Source organism: Alteromonas sp. AMM-1 (assembly GCF_047290655.1).
Lineage (GTDB): Bacteria > Pseudomonadota > Gammaproteobacteria > Enterobacterales > Alteromonadaceae > Alteromonas > Alteromonas mangrovi.
On record NZ_JBLBUE010000010.1, the window covers coordinates 1 to 17325 of the forward strand.

General features: G+C 48.0%; 16 protein-coding genes and 1 tRNA gene. 13 read left to right on the forward strand and 4 right to left on the reverse strand.

Annotated features, from left to right (window positions below; all coding sequences use genetic code 11):
- Positions 1–203 precede the first annotated feature (203 nt).
- The 5 genes from trxA (ACLR2L_RS03650) (at position 204) to ACLR2L_RS03670 (ending at position 7743) form a co-directional block, all read left to right on the forward strand.
- The gene (gene trxA / locus ACLR2L_RS03650) at positions 204–530 is read left to right on the forward strand and encodes a thioredoxin TrxA (protein ID WP_140958133.1); all 327 of its coding nucleotides are present in this window, start codon (positions 204–206) and stop codon (positions 528–530) included.
- A 130-nt stretch (positions 531–660) separates the two neighbouring features.
- The gene (gene yegQ / locus ACLR2L_RS03655) at positions 661–1974 is read left to right on the forward strand and encodes a tRNA 5-hydroxyuridine modification protein YegQ (RefSeq protein ID WP_413365789.1); all 1314 of its coding nucleotides are present in this window, start codon (positions 661–663) and stop codon (positions 1972–1974) included.
- A 271-nt stretch (positions 1975–2245) separates the two neighbouring features.
- Positions 2246–3511, forward strand: coding sequence for a transcription termination factor Rho (rho, locus tag ACLR2L_RS03660; protein WP_413365791.1), 1266 nt, complete (start codon positions 2246–2248; stop codon positions 3509–3511).
- Positions 3512–3636: 125 nt separating this feature from the next.
- Complete coding sequence (locus tag ACLR2L_RS03665; RefSeq protein ID WP_413365793.1) at positions 3637–4935, forward strand: amidohydrolase; 1299 nt, start codon at positions 3637–3639, stop codon at positions 4933–4935.
- A 24-nt stretch (positions 4936–4959) separates the two neighbouring features.
- Entirely contained in the window at positions 4960–7743 is a 2784-nt protein-coding gene (locus tag ACLR2L_RS03670; protein WP_413365795.1) for a response regulator, read from the forward strand.
- Positions 7744–7779: 36 nt separating this feature from the next.
- Here the strand turns inward: ACLR2L_RS03670 and ACLR2L_RS03675 are convergent, their stop codons facing one another.
- Positions 7780–8658, reverse strand: coding sequence for a LysR family transcriptional regulator (locus ACLR2L_RS03675; protein WP_413365797.1), 879 nt, complete (start codon positions 8656–8658; stop codon positions 7780–7782).
- A gap of 287 nt (positions 8659–8945) precedes the next feature.
- Between ACLR2L_RS03675 and purE the strand changes: the two genes are divergently transcribed.
- The 6 genes from purE (at position 8946) to ACLR2L_RS03705 (ending at position 13047) form a co-directional block, all read left to right on the forward strand.
- The gene (gene purE / locus ACLR2L_RS03680) at positions 8946–9431 is read left to right on the forward strand and encodes a 5-(carboxyamino)imidazole ribonucleotide mutase (protein ID WP_140958127.1); all 486 of its coding nucleotides are present in this window, start codon (positions 8946–8948) and stop codon (positions 9429–9431) included.
- A 2-nt stretch (positions 9432–9433) separates the two neighbouring features.
- Positions 9434–10582: a 5-(carboxyamino)imidazole ribonucleotide synthase gene (locus ACLR2L_RS03685; RefSeq protein WP_413365799.1), complete on the forward strand. Its 1149-nt coding sequence runs from the start codon at positions 9434–9436 to the stop codon at positions 10580–10582.
- A gap of 71 nt (positions 10583–10653) precedes the next feature.
- Positions 10654–10729, forward strand: a tRNA-Thr gene (locus ACLR2L_RS03690).
- A 141-nt stretch (positions 10730–10870) separates the two neighbouring features.
- Positions 10871–11359, forward strand: coding sequence for a copper chaperone PCu(A)C (locus tag ACLR2L_RS03695; RefSeq protein WP_413365801.1), 489 nt, complete (start codon positions 10871–10873; stop codon positions 11357–11359).
- Positions 11360–11434: 75 nt separating this feature from the next.
- On the forward strand, positions 11435–11905 hold the full coding sequence (locus ACLR2L_RS03700) for a Dps family protein (protein ID WP_413365886.1): 471 nt from the start codon (positions 11435–11437) through the stop codon (positions 11903–11905).
- A 26-nt stretch (positions 11906–11931) separates the two neighbouring features.
- Positions 11932–13047: a PQQ-dependent sugar dehydrogenase gene (locus tag ACLR2L_RS03705; RefSeq protein ID WP_413365803.1), complete on the forward strand. Its 1116-nt coding sequence runs from the start codon at positions 11932–11934 to the stop codon at positions 13045–13047.
- A 52-nt stretch (positions 13048–13099) separates the two neighbouring features.
- Here the strand turns inward: ACLR2L_RS03705 and ACLR2L_RS03710 are convergent, their stop codons facing one another.
- Both ACLR2L_RS03710 and ACLR2L_RS03715 read right to left on the reverse strand, forming a co-directional pair.
- Positions 13100–15175, reverse strand: a complete 2076-nt coding sequence (locus ACLR2L_RS03710; protein ID WP_413365805.1) for a S9 family peptidase — start codon at positions 15173–15175, stop codon at positions 13100–13102.
- Position 15176: 1 nt separating this feature from the next.
- Entirely contained in the window at positions 15177–15521 is a 345-nt protein-coding gene (locus ACLR2L_RS03715) for a DUF962 domain-containing protein (RefSeq protein ID WP_140958122.1), read from the reverse strand.
- A gap of 102 nt (positions 15522–15623) precedes the next feature.
- Here ACLR2L_RS03715 and trxA (ACLR2L_RS03720) point away from each other — a divergent pair, with 102 nt between their 5' ends.
- The gene (gene trxA, locus ACLR2L_RS03720) at positions 15624–16490 is read left to right on the forward strand and encodes a thioredoxin (protein ID WP_413365809.1); all 867 of its coding nucleotides are present in this window, start codon (positions 15624–15626) and stop codon (positions 16488–16490) included.
- A 26-nt stretch (positions 16491–16516) separates the two neighbouring features.
- On the opposite strand, the gene ACLR2L_RS03725 is transcribed toward trxA (ACLR2L_RS03720), so the two are convergent.
- A complete protein-coding gene (locus ACLR2L_RS03725) occupies positions 16517–16933 on the reverse strand; it encodes a hypothetical protein (protein ID WP_413365811.1) in 417 nt (138 codons plus the stop codon).
- Positions 16934–17013: 80 nt separating this feature from the next.
- On the opposite strand from ACLR2L_RS03725, the gene ACLR2L_RS03730 reads away from it, so the two are divergent.
- Positions 17014–17202, forward strand: coding sequence for a DUF2065 domain-containing protein (locus tag ACLR2L_RS03730; protein ID WP_413365813.1), 189 nt, complete (start codon positions 17014–17016; stop codon positions 17200–17202).
- Positions 17203–17325: the final 123 nt, after the last annotated feature.

The window sequence follows — 17325 nt, forward strand, 5'->3', positions numbered from 1 at the left end:
ATTGGTGTACAATGCGTAAAATTAGCCGCATTTAAGGCATCAATCACTTTGCCATTGATAGGCAAATCGGAAAAATGAGTTTCGGTTAAATGAGTTGTTTGCATAGCTTATAGCTTATCAGTGCTTGCATTAAAAAACAGTTTCTATATAACACTTATGGTAGAGCTGAACAAATCAGCGACAGACCAATAACGGAGAAAAGAATGAGCGACAAAATTATCCAGTTGACTGACGATAAGTTCGAAGCAGATGTTATCAATGCATCAGGTCCTGTGCTGGTTGACTTCTGGGCCGAGTGGTGTGGCCCTTGTAAAATGATTGCACCAATTCTTGAAGAAATTGCAACCGATTTTGAAGGCAAGTTAACAGTTGGCAAGCTGAATGTCGATGAAAATAATGAAACTCCACCTAAATACGGCATCCGTGGTATTCCTACCCTGTTGTTGTTTAAAGGCGGTAACGTTGCAGCCACCAAAGTAGGCGCTTTGTCTAAAGCCCAGCTAACGGAATTCCTGAACGCTAATCTGTAAGCGTTTTACTAACATGTAAAAGCCGCCGCAAGGCGGTTTTTTTATGTCTGTTTGATCTCAATTAAATAACAGGCTTGCCGAATCCGCTAAGCTGTCGCGCTTTATTGAATAACCACACTGCGACACATTTATGCGAACTCCTGAACTGCTCTCGCCAGCAGGCTCCATGAAAAACCTGGAATATGCGCTGGCCTACGGTGCTGATGCGGTCTATGCCGGTCAGCCCCGATACTCACTGCGGGTAAGAAACAACGAATTTACCTTAGAAAAGCTGGCCGAAGCGCGTGCCTACACCTGGGAAATGGGGAAGCGGCTTTATGTGGTAAACAACATTGCGCCGCACAACAGTAAGTTAACAACCTTTTTGAGTGATTTAGGACCGGTAGCCGCATTGAAACCCGATGCCATGATCATGTCTGATCCGGGCATTATTATGCTTACCCGGGAACACTTTCCTGATTTACCTATTCACCTGTCGGTACAGGCGAATGCCGTAAACTGGGCTGCGGTGAAGTTTTGGCAGCAGCAGGGGATTAAGCGGGTGATCTTGTCGCGCGAACTCGGCCTCAACGAAATTGAAGAAATTCGCCAGCGCTGTCCGGATATTGAACTGGAAGTCTTTGTTCATGGTGCACTGTGTATGGCCTACTCCGGGCGCTGTTTGTTGTCGGGTTACATTAATAAGCGCGACCCTAATCAGGGGGCATGTACCAACGCGTGTCGCTGGCAATATGATGTAAAACCTGCCACCACTAACGATGTTGGGCAGTTTATACCAAGCGGTGAGCCGATCGCACCAACACTGGGTAAAGGTCAGCCCGTGAATCAACCGTTTTTAATTACCGAACCACAGCGACCTGATGAACCCATGGCAGCTTTTGAGGACGAACATGGCACATACATTATGAATTCTCGCGATTTGCGCGCGGTGCAGCATGTTCATCGATTAACCGAAATTGGTGTCGATTCGTTAAAAATAGAGGGGCGCACGAAATCGTTTTATTACTGCGCGCGGACTGCACAGGTTTATCGCAAAGCCATCGATGCTGCGGTTGCAGGTGAACCCTTTGATCCACATTGGTATACGGAGCTGGAGCATCTGGCAAACAGAGGATATACCGACGGATTTTTACAGCGGCACAATCATCAGGATTATCAACAATACGAGCGCGGCAGTTCGGTGAGTGCCTCAAGACAGTTGGTTGGCGAAGTAACCGGTGAAGATGAAAACTGGTGGTATATTGATGTTAAGAATCATTTTACTGTCTCCGATCTGATTGAAATTATGACGCCGACAGGGAATAAGATTGTGCAATTGGCCGCTTTGCAATCGGCTATCGGGGAGTCTGTGCTTGTGGCACCGGGCAGTGGCTATCAGGTGCGTATTCCAAGGCCCGCTGATCTTTCCGCTACGCATGCTGTAATGTTGCGCTGCACGGGCTAGTCTTTGGCGTTGTTAAGCAGGCTGAAGCCATTGATACGTCGCTGTAATCGGCGTATTGATGGTAACCGCAAAGTTTTTTTAACATTTAATCCTGAAAGGCTGGACGAGTGAAAATTATGGTGCTAACGTTACAACACTAGGAAATCCTTCAGAGTTCCTGGCATCCTTACAAGCCTTACCCGGCTGGCCCATACCCGGGCAACGAACCCTTTTCAATACAATTTAACGAATTTCCCAACAAGACGTTCAATATACACAAAGACCCACCAGTATGAATCTAACTGAACTAAAGAATAAGCCAATTAACGAATTGGTCGCCCTATCCGAAGAAATGAGCCTGGAAAACATGGCTCGCGCGAGAAAACAAGACATCATTTTCTCTATCCTTAAAGCGCATGCGAAAAGCGGTGAAGACATTTTCGGTGATGGTGTGCTCGAAATTCTTCAGGATGGCTTCGGATTTTTACGTTCAGGCGATTCATCTTATTTGGCCGGCCCTGACGATATCTACGTTTCTCCAAGCCAGATCCGCCGTTTTAATCTGCGCACTGGTGATACGATTTCAGGTAAAATCCGACCGCCGAAAGACAGTGAACGTTATTTTGCCCTGTTGAAAATCCGCGAAGTTAACTTCGACAAACCAGAAAATTCCCGCAACAAAATCCTGTTTGAAAACTTAACACCACTGCACGCAAATAGCCGTTTGCGCATGGAGCGTGGCAATGGTTCATCAGAGGATATTACTGCCCGTGTTCTGGATTTGGCATCGCCAATAGGTAAAGGTCAGCGCGGTCTGATTGTTGCTCCGCCAAAAGCGGGTAAAACCTTATTATTACAGAACATTGCTCAGTCGATTGCTGCTAATCACCCCGATTGTGAACTGATGGTATTGCTCATCGACGAGCGTCCGGAAGAAGTGACCGAAATGCAGCGTCTTGTGCGTGGTGAAGTAATTGCGTCTACTTTTGACGAACCAGCTAGCCGTCACGTTCAGGTAGCGGAAATGGTTATCGAAAAAGCAAAGCGTTTGGTTGAACATAAAAAAGACGTAGTTATTCTGCTGGACTCAATTACCCGTCTTGCCCGTGCATACAACACAGTCATTCCGTCATCTGGTAAGGTACTTACCGGTGGTGTGGATGCCAACGCATTGCACAAGCCTAAGCGTTTCTTTGGCGCTGCGCGTAACGTTGAGGAAGGCGGCAGCTTAACCATTATTGCTACCGCACTGATCGACACTGGCTCTAAGATGGACGAAGTAATTTACGAAGAGTTTAAGGGTACCGGTAACATGGAACTGCACTTAAATCGTAAGATTGCTGAAAGACGCGTATTCCCGGCAATCGACTTTAACCGTTCAGGAACTCGTCGTGAGGAATTACTGACTGGCCAGGATGAACTGCAAAAAATGTGGATCCTGCGCAAAATCGTGCATGAAATGTCAGAAATTGACGCGATGGAGTTTTTGATCAGCAAGCTGGCCATGACCAAGACAAACGATGAGTTCTTTGATGCAATGAAGCGTCAGAAGAGCTGATTGTAATCAGTTAATTAAGTTAACAAATAAAAAAGCCGCTGAAATTTCAGCGGTTTTTTTTTCTGTAATACGTTGGCCCTTAATGTATAGTTATTATCAATCTGTTTTTAATATTCGGAAATTCTATGCGAAAGTTTTCCCTGTTCTTCGCCCCTTTGGTTTTCTCTGCGGTAGCAGCTGCACAATCTGGTGATGTTGATCGTTTAGCTAACGAAGTGGAAGGTGATGTGATTGCCTGGCGCCACCATTTACACCAGTATCCTGAGCTGTCTAACCGGGAATTCAATACGGCGGAATACGTTGCAAAATTTTTGCGTTCACTCGACCTTGAAGTGACAACAGGTGTAGCAAAAACCGGCGTGGTTGCTGTACTCGACAGCGGCAAGCCTGGCCCTGTAGTGGCTTTGCGCGCCGATATGGATGGATTACCGGTTCCAGAACAAAACGACCTGGCCTGGCGCTCTACTCAGCGCGGAGAGTTTAAAGGGCAGGACGTGCCAGTAATGCACGCTTGCGGCCACGATACGCATATGGCAATGCTGATGGGCACTGCCAGTGTGTTAACGGCCATGAAAGACCTGTTGAAAGGCAAGGTGAAATTTATATTTCAGCCGGCAGAAGAAGGCGCTCCTCCAGGAGAAAAGGGCGGTGCCGAAATCATGGTTAAAGAAGGCGTGCTGAAAAATCCGGATGTTGATGTAATATTTGGCCTGCATATTAGTGCGAATGCCAACATTGGCACGGTGAGCTACAATGCCGGTGGCACAATGGCAGCAGTCGACCCGTTCAAAATTGTAATCCACGGCAAGCAGGCGCACGGTGCGTATCCCTGGAAGAGTGTTGACCCTATTACTACCGCAGCACAAATGATCATGTCGTTACAAACCATCGTGAGCCGTGAGCTTAAACTTATCGATGACGCGGCTGTGGTAACGATTGGCTCAATTCACGGCGGTAACCGCTCTAATATCATTCCCAATGAAGTAGAAATGGTGGGTACAATTCGCACCCTCAATCACGCCGCCAGGGAGCATGTCTATGAGGCAATGGCCAGAAAAGTAAAAGGCATCGCCGATAGTATGGGGGCAACAGCGGAATTAACGTTACCATTAGACTATAATTACCCTATTACGTTTAATGACCCCGCACTGACTGCTCAAATGTTACCTACGGTTGAACGCACAGCTGGTAAGGAAAATACCATTCTGGCTAAACCTGTAACCGGTGCGGAAGACTTTTCATTTTATCAGGAGCAGGTTCCGGGACTCTTTATGTGGCTGGGAGGAAAGCCTCTTGACGTACCAGTAGAAGAGTCTCCGGCGCATCATACACCAGAGTTTTACGTGGACGATGCTGGCATGAAGCTTGGCGTTCGGGTGTTATCCAATCTAACTCTCGATTACATGGCACAGCACGGCGGATAATACTCTCTGCTATCAAGAGCGGTTATGGGGAATCACTTGCTTAGAGCATTCGCGCTAATTGTAATTGGCGCGTTTGTCAATCTTCTGCCTGAGCCTATCGAAAGTCAGGGTGTCATCTTTTTTGGTGGCGGCTTTGCGGTTACGGTAGCGTTGCTGTATTCGATACGGTTAACCGTGGTCGCTATGGTGGCCGTGTATGGGGTCTTATTACTAAAAGGCTACGATTGGCCTTTGGTGCTATTTCTGGCCGGCCAGCCGCTTTTAATTAACCTGTTGTACGACCGCACCGACACACTCAATCCACTAAAAGTAGGTATTGGCTGGTGGAGCGCTTTCACCGTCCCCATCTTTGCCGTCATTGTTGCCGTTCATTACAGCGGTAGTCCTGACACTGCTTTAACCGCGTATATCGTAACCTGGTTAAGTGGTGCGTTTTCCTGTCTGTTTGGACACTTGTTATTTCTTACCATGGTCCGGCGGCTCGATATTGGCTATAAGCTGAAGTTTAACGTGGAAGTACTGTTCCGCTACATGTTCTCGGCTTTGTTTTTCTTCATTATTTTGTCAATGACCTACGTGTACCTGGGCCAGCTGCAGCGTCAGCAAGCCAACCAGGTAAGCAACTACATGGGCCATCGTTCGCAGGTGATGGCAGAAGAGCTGTCGTCGTTTCTGCACTATCACGCCACAGCAATAACCAGCGCAGCTCAATCCATTCATCTAGCGTCACAAAATGGCGCCAACCTGACGAGGGTGGCACCGGACACACTGGCCAATATGGCCCGCAACTACCCAGAGTTTCTGACGTTTTTGATCGCCGACACAAACGGCAAAATTACCCATTCTTATCCTACCAATTTGTTATTCAGAGCGAGGCAGCTTGGCAGGGCAGACATCTCACAGCGGGAATACTTCATCAAGGCTATTGAAACTAACAACACCTTTGTGTCCAGTGCCATTCAGGGGCGAGGTTTCGGTGATGATCCCATTGTGGCAATTTCAAGCCCGCTTCGCGATGCCTCAGGTAATGTGATTGGTATTATAGAAGGTTCATTGAATCTCAGTAGTTTTATGGAGTACGACAGTCGTAACCTGGCCTTGTTCTGGGCGGTCTATCAGGACAATACCGGTACGGTGGTATACGCTTCTCCGGAGCTGCAAATTAACCCACTGGAAACCCCTGACATGCAGTTCTGTTCAGACAAAAAATGCCAGGGCAGAAAGCATTTTATGGGGCGGGAGTGGTTTGTGGCTCAAGCGTTTGAGCCTGAACATGGCTGGACTGTTTCAATTTTGTATGAACACAGTAGCTTTGTGGCATTGAGTACCAGTTATTTACGGTGGGCGCTGATATTACTGTGCGTGTTGACCTTTTTAGGGATTTATTTAGGCGGCAAAGTGGCGAGAATTTTTGCTGATCCTATCAGAGAGTTGATGCTGACTTTCGCGGGATACACACCGGAAAGAAAAGTTCACCATCAGGTATTTTCTAACGAAACTCTCCAACTCACCGAGATTGCTGGTCTGGGTAACGAATTCAGGGATCTGGGCGAACGTTTGGTCAGTGTGTTTAGTGATTTAAATACCGCCAGAAAACGCCAGAATGTGTTAAATCAGGAATTGGAAGAACTCAATCGCACCTTAACCGAACGGGTAGAGGAAAAAACTGCGTCGTTAGTGAATGCGCTTAACCAGGCAGAAGCTGCCAGTGTGGCAAAATCACAGTTTCTGGCAAATATGTCTCATGAAATCCGTACACCCATGAATGGCATTCTTGGTACCTGTGAGAACCTGCTGGAAAAATCGCATGATCCTAAAACTACCAGCCGAATTCAGGTAATTATGCAATCAGCCACCAATCTACTGCTTATATTGGACAGTATTCTCGACTGGTCAAAAATTGAAGCGGGCAAAATGAAGCTGACACTGCATCCCATGGCACCGCGTAAAGTTATTAATGCCTGTGTTGAAATACATCGCCAGGCTGCCACACGCAAACAGATTAGGCTGGATGTTAAATGGGCCGAAAGCGTACCTGAAATGGTGAAAGGCGATGCAGTAAAAATAAGTCAGATCCTGAATAACCTGTTGAGCAATGCGGTGAAGTTCACCGCTATTGGTGGCGTTACTATGTACGTTGATTATGCCAACGGAAGCTTGAATATAGCGATCAAAGACACCGGTATAGGCATAGATAAATCTGAGCAATTCAAGGTGTTTGAACAGTTTGTGCAGGCTGACGCGACTACATCGCGTCAGTTCAGCGGTACAGGACTGGGACTGGCGATCACCAGTAAGCTGGTTGAGCTAATGTCTGGCACTATTACACTTGATAGCGAGTTAGGTATGGGCACAGTATTTACCGTGTCGTTGCCTATGGTAATTACGGATCACGTGGAGCCAGCTTTTGATGAAACACGTCTATCTCTGCCTTCGGGACTGAAAATCCTGATTGTCGAAGACAACGACATCAATGCGGAAATCCTGATTGATATGCTCAAGGATGGAAATGCCAAATGCATAAGAGCCAAAAATGGCCGGGAAGCGCTGGAGGTGATTACCCGGGTTAACTTTGATTTGGTTTTAATGGATTGCCAAATGCCCATTATGGACGGATTTACGGCCACCAGGGAAATTCGTGGTATGGAAGATGCCAAAGCTTCCACGCCCATAGTTGCGCTTACGGCAAATGCTTTTGAAGACGACAGAAAAGCCTGTTTAGCCGCGGGTATGAATGATTATCTGGCTAAGCCGGTGCGCCGTGGCGACTTATTCCGGCTCATTATTCAGTATGCAAGCGGTAAGTAACTCTCAACTGTATAAGGATTGGTATAAAAACCCCGCTTATTTTTTCTCAATCAGCGATTGACGGAACGCCTGCGCAGATAAGCTAATAGGACGGCGCTTGTTGGTAACCACCTGCCAGTTACTGTGCAAAGGAAAATCGCGCACTTTCAGAATTTTTACATTGTCGGTAGACGCCTGCGCCAGCGTGTGCCGCGACAATATCGCTAATCCCAACCCCGCAGAAACGGCCAGGCGTATAGCTTCATTGCTTTCAATGATCATCTTATTATTCAGTGTAATACGTTTTAAGTCGCAATATTCATCCAGTGTTCTGCGCGTGCCACTGCCTTGTTCACGCAACAGAAACTTCTGATTTACCAACTCACTCAGCGAACAATTATCCGGGCCGTCATAATCGGATGGCGCAATGATCACCAATGGATTTGACATAAAGGGTACACATTCCAGTTCTTCATCTTCTGGTGGGTACGTAAAAATGTACAGATCGTCTCGATTATGTGAGAGGCGTTCAATAATCTGCGCCCGGTTACCCACGGTGAATCGCACGTCAATATTGGGATGCTGCTTACAAAACGGGCTAAGAAATGGGGGAATAATGTACTTGGCAGTCGTTACCACAGCGAGTTTCAGTGAACCCACTTCCACACCGCGCAATGCACTGATTTGACTGTTGAGCTTTTCCTGAGATGTCAGCACTTCCTGAGCACAGCGATACACAGCTTCACCGGCTTCAGTCAGCTGAATTTTACCCTGGTAGTGCTCAACCAGCGGCAGGCCAACAATACTGGTTAATTTCTTTAATTGCAGCGAAACCGTCGGTTGGGAAAGCGACAGTGCATTAGACGCTGCAGTCACTGATCCGCTGTCTACAACCTGTTGAAAGACTTCTAATAAACGGAATGTCAGGGAATTCATGAACGGCTCTCTCTGAAAATATTGAAATAAAAATAGATCAAAAATGCATTTATTTCTATCTATATTTTGAGGTGTAACAATATTTTCGGCAATGCCATTGGGTTGAATAGAATAATTGGCAGGTCAGATTGCCACTTTTACGCTTGAATGAATTTTGCATAAATATAGATATTGGATTGGGCGGGCTATGGGCAAATGTACCAAAATAGGCTAATATCGGCCGCTTTTCGAACGCTGTGTATTATTCCAGCACCTGTTGATTACAGCTAGCCAGTGAGGACAGCATCATGGCAAAAGTCGCGATCGTTATGGGGTCTACATCAGATTGGCCTACCATGCAGAATGCCGCGTTAATGTTAAAGCAATTTGGCGTTGAGTTTGAAGCTCAGGTAGTGTCAGCACACCGAACGCCAAATTTACTGGTGGAATTTGCCGAAACGGCTGAAGATAAAGGCTTCTGCGCTATTATTGCAGGCGCTGGTGGCGCCGCGCACCTACCTGGTATGATTGCTGCCCACACCCATTTACCTGTATTTGGTTGTCCTGTTCAGTCTAAAGCTCTCAATGGTATGGATTCGTTGCTGTCTATAGTGCAAATGCCAAAAGGCGTTGCGGTAGGTACGTTAGCTATTGGTGAAGCGGGCGCGGCCAATGCCGGTTTACTGGCAGCGCAGGTTGTTGCCTTGCAAGACCCACAAGTACGGGAAGCCGTGATTGCGTTCAGAAAGTCGCAAACCGACACCGTATTAGCAAGTGGTAAGCTGGAGTTATAATTATGCAAGTGCTGGTATACGGTGCCGGACAGCTGGCACAGATGATGTATCTGGATGGCGCAGCGTTAGGGATTGATGTACAGGCTGTCGATGTAAGCAATAACTCAGTCGTTCACCCCGTAAGCAAGCAACCACTGGATTGCACGTTAGCGCAAGCTATTGAACGCGCCGATGTGCTTACCGTTGAGTTTGAGCATGTGCCGGAAGGCTTGCTTGAAACTGCTGAGCAATCCGGCAAATTGTATCCGAACAAAGAAGCGATCCTGGTAGGGGCTGACCGCGTGCGCGAAAAAGCGCTACTGGAACGTTTGAATATTCCCAACTGTGCGCACCGCATCGTAACGGACCTTGCGCAACTGGATGCTTGCGTTGATGCGTTGGGCGAGCGCCTGATCATTAAAGCCAGCCGTGATGGCTACGATGGGTATGGCCAGTGGCGTTTGTCGCAAAAGTCAGATTTACCTGCACTAAAGGCACAACTTGAAGGGTTGGATTTGGTGCGCGTACCGCTGGTGGTTGAACAAATGTTGCAGTTCGACCGCGAAGTGTCGTTGATTGGCGCGCGCAATGTAAGCGGGGAAATCAAGGTCTATCCGCTGGCGGAAAACCTGCATTACCAGGGGCAGTTGCATGTGTCAGTAGCGCCCGCTACGAACAGCAATGATGCGCTAACAGCCAAAGCGTTGGAGATTTTCAGCAAGCTGGTAGAAGGCATGGATTATGTGGGTGTACTCGCTGTGGAATTGTTCCAATGTGGCGAGACACTGCTGGTGAACGAGCTAGCCCCACGTGTACACAACTCTGGTCACTGGACTCAGGCCGGTGCAGATACCAGTCAGTTCGAAAATCATCTGCGTGCGGTGCTGGATTTACCCCTCGGCGATACGGCCAATATTGGTGGGAACGCCGCGGTAAGTGCAATGATCAATATCATTGGTTGCGATAACCATGACCTGACGTTACTCAGCTTGCCTGGGGTACATTTTAACTGGTACGGCAAAACGGTGCGCAACAAGCGTAAAATGGGCCACATCAACGTCACTGCGGGCAGTTATCAGGCACTTGGCGCTAAACTGGAACAGCTTTGGGGGTATTTGTCAGCAGACCATTTCCCTGAATTAATAAAAGAAGCGTCACGTTTGCAAAAGTAAGCTTGACATTCGCGCGTCGCAGCATACAATGCGGCGCGCTTACCCAACCGGGCAAGTGCAATAATTAATGGGCCGACTTAGCTCAGTTGGTAGAGCAACTGACTTGTAATCAGTAGGTCGCCAGTTCGATTCCGGCAGTCGGCACCATTTCCCTCTTAAAGCAATTCGTTTTTTTCAATCAGGCGAATCGCTTATCCAGATCAATAATTCATGTTTTCTCGCTTGTTTTAACAGGCTTTTATCGTCTACATTGTTAACAGGTAAACGACACAAAAGAAAACAAAATACATGCCTCATTTGTCTGTAGTAAAGCGCGCTGTTGCGCTCAGTGTTTGCGTATTGGGCTTAGTTTACGCGGGTGCAATTACCGCTATGCAAGGTGTAATGGTACACAATGCTAATGCCCGTGCTACCTTCGCCATGGCTACTACTGGTGCCGTGTATTTTACCGTAATGAACCACAGTGAGCACGCCGTTACGTTAACCGGAGTAAGCGTAGACAGCGCTGTTGCCGCAGAAGCACAACTGCATACCACCGTTATGGAAGGCGACATGATGAAGATGCGCCAAATGACTGATGGTATCGATATTGCGCCGGGAGACATGGTTGAATTCAAGTCGGGCAGCTACCATGTAATGTTACTGGGGTTAACTAAACCACTAAACGAAGGGGCGACGTTCGATATAACGCTGAACTTCGCCAATCAACCGCCCATTATCACCACCGTAACCGTAGGTAAGGGTGGCCGTGAGCAGTCGCATCACCACCATGAGTGATGGGCAAGAGGAGTCATCCCATTACGCGATTTCCCTCTATAAATAACACAACCGATCAAAGCTAAGGAGTGAATGATGAGCAAGATTGACATTGGTATATCAGAAACCGATCGCGAAGCCATTGCCGGGGGCCTGAAAAAAGTGCTGGCCGATTCGTACACCCTGTATTTGCAAACACACAATTTTCACTGGAACGTGACCGGGCCTCAGTTCCGTGAACTGCATCTGATGTTCGAAGAACACTACAACGAACTGGCGCTGGCAGTGGATGATATTGCCGAGCGTATTCGTACATTGGGTTTTACTGCGCCTGGTACTTACCGCGCATTTGCTGAATTAAGTAGTATCGAAGAAGTGGACGGCGTGCCGGAAGCGTCTGAGATGGTTCGGCTATTAACTCACGGCCACGAACAGGTTGTGAAAACCTGCCGCAGTGTGCTGCGTGTTGCCCAGGATGCCGATGACGAATCCACTTCGGCACTGGTCTCAGATCGTATGCGAGTCCACGAAAAAACCGCCTGGATGCTGCGCGCTATGGTACAGTAAATTCAACGTTAAAAACGAGAATAACAATGATGAAGCAGCCTATAAAACGGGTTGCCAAACTAACAGCACTGGCTTTCGCCGGTGCTGTTGCGTTTAGCAGCCAAGCGACAGAAGACGTCACCGTTACCGAACTGGCCACAGGACTTAACCACCCTTGGGGTATGACATTCCTGCCTACTGGCGAAGTACTTATTACCGAACGCAGCGGGCAGATGCGCGCATTTAATTTTGCTTCCGGGTTGAGCAGCCCATTGAAAGGCGTGCCTCAGGTTGCTGCCAACAATCAGGGCGGCCTGCTGGATGTGATTGCAGATCCTGATTTCGCCAATAACCAAACCATTTATTTCTGTTACTCGCGTCCCACAGAAGGCGGTAGCAGTTCGTCTGTTGCCAGCGCTACTTATGCGGCCGGTGAACTCAAGAATGTTAAGGATATCTTTATCGCCGACTCGGTGGTCGACAATGGTTTTCACTTTGGTTGTCGGTTGGCGTTTGACGCTGAAAACGATCTTTATATAGCACTGGGCGATCGCTACAAGTACATGAAAGAAGCACAAAACACCGATAACCATTTTGGCAAGATAGTGCGAATCGGCAAAGACGGTAGCGTGCCTTCAGACAATCCGTTTGCAGAGGGTAAGGCGCCCGAAGTGTTCAGTTATGGCCACCGCAACGTGCAGGGCCTGACCGTTCATCCTGAAACCGGCGAAGTATGGGCCATGGAGCATGGACCCAAAGGCGGCGACGAGATTAACCTGATCAAAGCGGGCAATAACTATGGCTGGCCGGTGATCACTTATGGTATCGACTACAACGGCGATATTATCTCTGATAAAACCCATCAGGACGGCATGGAACAGCCAGTGCTGTACTGGAATCCTTCAATAGCCCCCAGCGGTATGACGTTTTATAACGGGGATGTATTTAAAGCCTGGCAGGGTGATTTACTGGTTGGCGCACTGAAATTCCGCCATCTGCGCCGGATCAGTTTTAACGACAAAGGTGAGCCGGTATCACAAACTGAATACCTTAAAGATCGCAACGAACGTATTCGCGACGTCGAAGTAGGTCCGAATGGCTTTATCTACCTGTTAACCGACGAAGACAACGGTAAATTACTGCAAGTTACGCCAAAGATGTAATCAATATCCGGTATGAAGTGCGCTACCCAAGCAGGTAGCGCGCTCAACTTGCTTATTTGGCCTCAGATGGAGACGTATCGTCACTACTGGTTTTATAGCGTTCAAACCAGGCCAGAATATTTCCCACCTTTTGAATCAGCCGTGATGGCTTGGATGCAATGCCATGCGAGGCGCCCGGTAAACGCAACATCGCTGCATCAACACCTTTTAATTTTAATGCCTGATAAAACTGCTCGGATTCACTGATCGGCGTGCGGTAATCTGACTCGCCGGTAAGCAGCAGTGTGGGTGTGGTAACGTTACCTACCAACGACAGCGGCGAATGTTTCCACAAGTGTTCTGGTATCTCCCAAGGCATCCCTGGCATCCAGTACTGACTAAAATAGGGGTAGGCGTCGGCTGTTAGGGCAAAGCTCATCCAGTTAATTACCGGCTTAGCAACAACCGCGGCAGCAAAGCGATCGGTTTTGCCAATCGACCATGCCGTGAGTACGCCACCACCCGAACCACCGGTAATAAACAGATTTTTCGTATCTACATTACCCTTGGCTATCACGCCATCTACCACGTCCATCAAGTCGTTGTAATCCTGAGACGGGTAATTGTGGTGGATAAGATTGGCGAAGTCTTCACCGTACGACGTGCTGCCGCGAGGATTCGACCACACAACAATATAACCTTTGGCCGCCATTAACTGGATTTCAGCACCAAAGTGTGGGCCATAAGCAGTGTGAGGTCCGCCGTGAATTTCCAGAATAAGCGGGTAGGTTTTGGTTGCATCAAAATCCGGCGGTAACAGCATCCAGGCGTCAATGGTTTTGCCGTCTACTGATGACGTTACGGTTAACGCCTGAATATCAGACATAGTGAGATGCCCAAGTACATCTTCATTGAGGTTTGAAATGGATGATGTTTTACCGCGCTTACTACGGAGGAATAAATCCGCTGGGCGGGTGCCAGAAGAATAGGTGTAAGCTATCTCGTCATTTGCCGATACCGCAAATTGCCCCGATGTGTACGGACGTCCCAGGGACTGCCCTGAAAGGGTCACATTCAACGATGTTTCGCTGCCATTGAGTGAAAATTCAGATAATTTTACCTGACCGTGGTCCTGATAGCTGATATACAAGCTATCGCTGTCTGGTGCCCATTCTGCCTGGTCAACCTGACGATCCAGTTGTTCGGTAATGTTACGCATCTTGCCATTAGCCAGCGTCATTACCCAAATGTCGGATTGCTGGTGGCTGAGTTTGCGATCGTTAACATAACGAAACGCCAGATACTTGCCGTCGGGGCTGAGCATGGGCGCTGATTCCGGCCCGGCCAAATCGGTAATTTGAGTGACTTGCGCTGTTTTTACATCGATTTGATAAATGTCGCTGCTCATGACTTCCATGGCGTAGTTGTCACTGGGATTCATGGAGAAATAAATATGGGTACCGGCCTTGTTCCAGCTCAGGTCGCCATTGTTTGGATATGCATCAAACGTGAGCTGACGCGGTGTACCTCCATCTGCAGGGAGAACATATATCTGAGAAAATCCAGAGGGTGCATATCCCGCTCCGTCGAAGCGATAGTTCGTTTTTTCAATATAGCTGCCCGTGGGTGCCCATTCTGCTTTGGCTGGTTTGGCCGGCATACCGGTAAATAACGGTTTTTCGGATACGGGGGTAAACAGGGTGAATGCCAGTTGCTGGCTGTCAGGCGACCACACAATACTACCGGGCGAGTAACTTAAATTGGTTAATTTGGCGTCTTCACCTGTATCAAGGTAGCGAATATACAATTGCTGACTTCCATCGCGGTCTGACAGGTACGCCAGCTTTTTGCCATCTGGCGAAATAACCGGGTTGCGAACGCTTGCGCTTTCAGACAACAGTGGACGATGTGTCCCTTGTTTAATGTCATAACGCCACAGACTAATATGCGTACGGTCGTGCATGATATCGTTGCTGCGGCGCTCGTAGATCACTTGCTTACCGTCGGGAGTGAACAGCGGAGAGGCCGCGTATTCCAATTCAAAGACGTGTGGGTAGTCGAAGTACTTTGCAGGTTCAGTGGCATTTACCAGCCCGCTAACAGATAGCAGTGCAGTAGCCAGCATCATGGGTTTTACAGGTGCTTTCATCTTATTTATTGTCCCGGTTTTCTGTCGTTGTAAGGGAAATATTGCCCGTCCAAATATCTTTATACATTACCCAGTCGCCCAACAGACTATAAAAAGGGTAACGAAACGTGGCGGGTTTATTGTGCTCAAAAACAAAGTGTCCTACCCAGGCAAAACCGTATCCAGCCAACGGTAAGCACCACAGTAGCATCCAATGCCCGGTAACAGCAGACAAGATCAATAAGATTATTACCAGCGTCGAGCCGATGAAATGCATCAACCTGCATCTCGGATCGCGGTGTTCGTTCAGGTAGTAAGGGTAAAAATCGCTAAAGCGGTTAAAGGGACCTGCGTGTTTTTCTGTCATGACTGCCTCGTTATCAATTGTTGTTTTCAGCGAGTAATTGGCCTGGATACTTGTAATTGCGTTCAGGATGCCCATATTGTTACACAACGCTAATACTGACAAATGAGCATACCGCAGATGATGTCGAACAATATTGTTGACCTGACCGTCGAGAATTTCCAGCAGGTTATTCTGGAAATCTCCAGAGAGAAAGTTGTCCTGATTGATTTTTGGGCCGAATGGTGTGAGCCATGTAAAGATTTGATGCCGGTACTGGAGAAAATTGCCAGAGATTACCCCGATACGCTGCTATTGGCGAAAGTAGACTGTGATCGCCAGCAAGAGGTGGCCGCACAGTTTGGTATTCGCAACCTGCCTACCGTTATGGTAGTGAAAGACGCGCAACCGGTTGATGGATTTGCCGGCGTACAGCCAGAGTCCGAGATTCGCGCTATGTTAGCGAAATATTTGCCAAGCCCGGAAGATGAATACTTGAAAAAGGCGTCTGAATGCCTGGCCGAAGGCGACTATGCGGCTGCCTTTCCATTTGCGAAGCAGGCCTACGACATCAATCCCGGTAATATCGATAGTAAGTTTTTGTACATTGATTGTTTAGTCGAGACAGGTGCGCTGGAGCAGGCAAAAAACCTGCTAGGCGAAATTAAAATGGTCGACCAGGATCATCGCTACCAGTCACTCCAGGCTAAAATAGAACTCGCCGAGCAAGCCGCCGATACCCCGGAAATTCGCGCTTTGTTTGAACAGGTTGAAGCACAACCCGACAACCTGCAGTTAAAAGTGGATTTGGCTGTGGCCCTTTATCGGGTGCAGCGTTCGGCTGAGGCGCTGGAACTACTGCACGGTGTGCTGTTAAAAGACTTTGGTTTTGGTGAAGCAAAGAAAACCATGCTGGATGTGATTAACGCCCTGCCAGATGGCGACGCGCTGAAGTCGACCTATCGCAGAAAACTGTACAGCCTGATGTATTAATTGAACTGCCCTGGGAGGGTCGTCTCTCAGGGCGTATATCCCTCGCCTTGAAGCCACTTTAGTGCTTCCAGATAACTGGTGAAATACCGCCTTTTATATGCTTTCAGGGCCGGATTATTGCTTACCATTTGCGGATTTGTTCGCTCTAATTGCGCGTGTTTTATGTGATTTGTGTCTACCACATACGCCGCCCTGCACAAGCCTTTGCTGATATTACGGGCAATGCCCTCCCGCACTTTAACCTGAGATTCCGGCGTGCTGAGCACCCATCGGCGACAGTCAATGATGGCCGCCCATGGGGTATTGTTGAATGTTTCTGATACTGGCAGCATTTCATCTACCAGCAAATTCGCCATGGCCAAATCCCAGGCGCCGGTAACGTAGACTTCCAGTATATTGTTGGAAACCGTCAGGCTAAACTGACCTAAATTAGGAAATAGCATGGCACATTCAGTTAACAGGTGTACGCTGAGTATAGAGGGAAATACTGTGTTGCAACATAAAAATTTGGAGATAGCCAAAAATGCCTGATTGGTTCTGGCCGGCAATAGCCATGGTAGTGATTTTGGAAGGGCTGGGCCCCCTTTGTTTTCCAAACAGATGGAAAGCCTATATCAAGGAGCTCAGCAGTTTGTCTGTTGCCCAACTGCGGCAAATTGGTGGTGTCACCGTGATTATTGGCGCATTGTGGCTACTCTGGGCAACAACCTGATTCGTTTCGCGATGGTCAGGAATAACCGGTAGCACCCTCGTTATTGGTATTAATTGTAAGATATTCCTTATTAAATCACTCCGTGCTGAATATTTGTGCATAAAACAGATGATCAGGTGTGGG

Excerpts from the sequence above, each read along its gene's own strand:
- trxA (WP_140958133.1), top strand. The coding sequence starts at position 204 with ATGAGCGACAAAATTATCCAGTTGACTGACGATAAGTTCGAAGCAGAT.
- yegQ (WP_413365789.1), top strand. The coding sequence starts at position 661 with ATGCGAACTCCTGAACTGCTCTCGCCAGCAGGCTCCATGAAAAACCTG.
- rho (WP_413365791.1), top strand. The coding sequence starts at position 2,246 with ATGAATCTAACTGAACTAAAGAATAAGCCAATTAACGAATTGGTCGCC.
- ACLR2L_RS03665 (WP_413365793.1), top strand. The coding sequence starts at position 3,637 with ATGCGAAAGTTTTCCCTGTTCTTCGCCCCTTTGGTTTTCTCTGCGGTA.
- ACLR2L_RS03670 (WP_413365795.1), top strand. The coding sequence starts at position 4,960 with ATGGGGAATCACTTGCTTAGAGCATTCGCGCTAATTGTAATTGGCGCG.
- ACLR2L_RS03675 (WP_413365797.1), bottom strand. The coding sequence starts at position 8,658 with ATGAATTCCCTGACATTCCGTTTATTAGAAGTCTTTCAACAGGTTGTA.
- purE (WP_140958127.1), top strand. The coding sequence starts at position 8,946 with ATGGCAAAAGTCGCGATCGTTATGGGGTCTACATCAGATTGGCCTACC.
- ACLR2L_RS03685 (WP_413365799.1), top strand. The coding sequence starts at position 9,434 with ATGCAAGTGCTGGTATACGGTGCCGGACAGCTGGCACAGATGATGTAT.
- ACLR2L_RS03695 (WP_413365801.1), top strand. The coding sequence starts at position 10,871 with ATGCCTCATTTGTCTGTAGTAAAGCGCGCTGTTGCGCTCAGTGTTTGC.
- ACLR2L_RS03700 (WP_413365886.1), top strand. The coding sequence starts at position 11,435 with ATGAGCAAGATTGACATTGGTATATCAGAAACCGATCGCGAAGCCATT.
- ACLR2L_RS03705 (WP_413365803.1), top strand. The coding sequence starts at position 11,932 with ATGATGAAGCAGCCTATAAAACGGGTTGCCAAACTAACAGCACTGGCT.
- ACLR2L_RS03710 (WP_413365805.1), bottom strand. The coding sequence starts at position 15,175 with ATGAAAGCACCTGTAAAACCCATGATGCTGGCTACTGCACTGCTATCT.
- ACLR2L_RS03715 (WP_140958122.1), bottom strand. The coding sequence starts at position 15,521 with ATGACAGAAAAACACGCAGGTCCCTTTAACCGCTTTAGCGATTTTTAC.
- trxA (WP_413365809.1), top strand. The coding sequence starts at position 15,624 with ATGAGCATACCGCAGATGATGTCGAACAATATTGTTGACCTGACCGTC.
- ACLR2L_RS03725 (WP_413365811.1), bottom strand. The coding sequence starts at position 16,933 with ATGCTATTTCCTAATTTAGGTCAGTTTAGCCTGACGGTTTCCAACAAT.
- ACLR2L_RS03730 (WP_413365813.1), top strand. The coding sequence starts at position 17,014 with ATGCCTGATTGGTTCTGGCCGGCAATAGCCATGGTAGTGATTTTGGAA.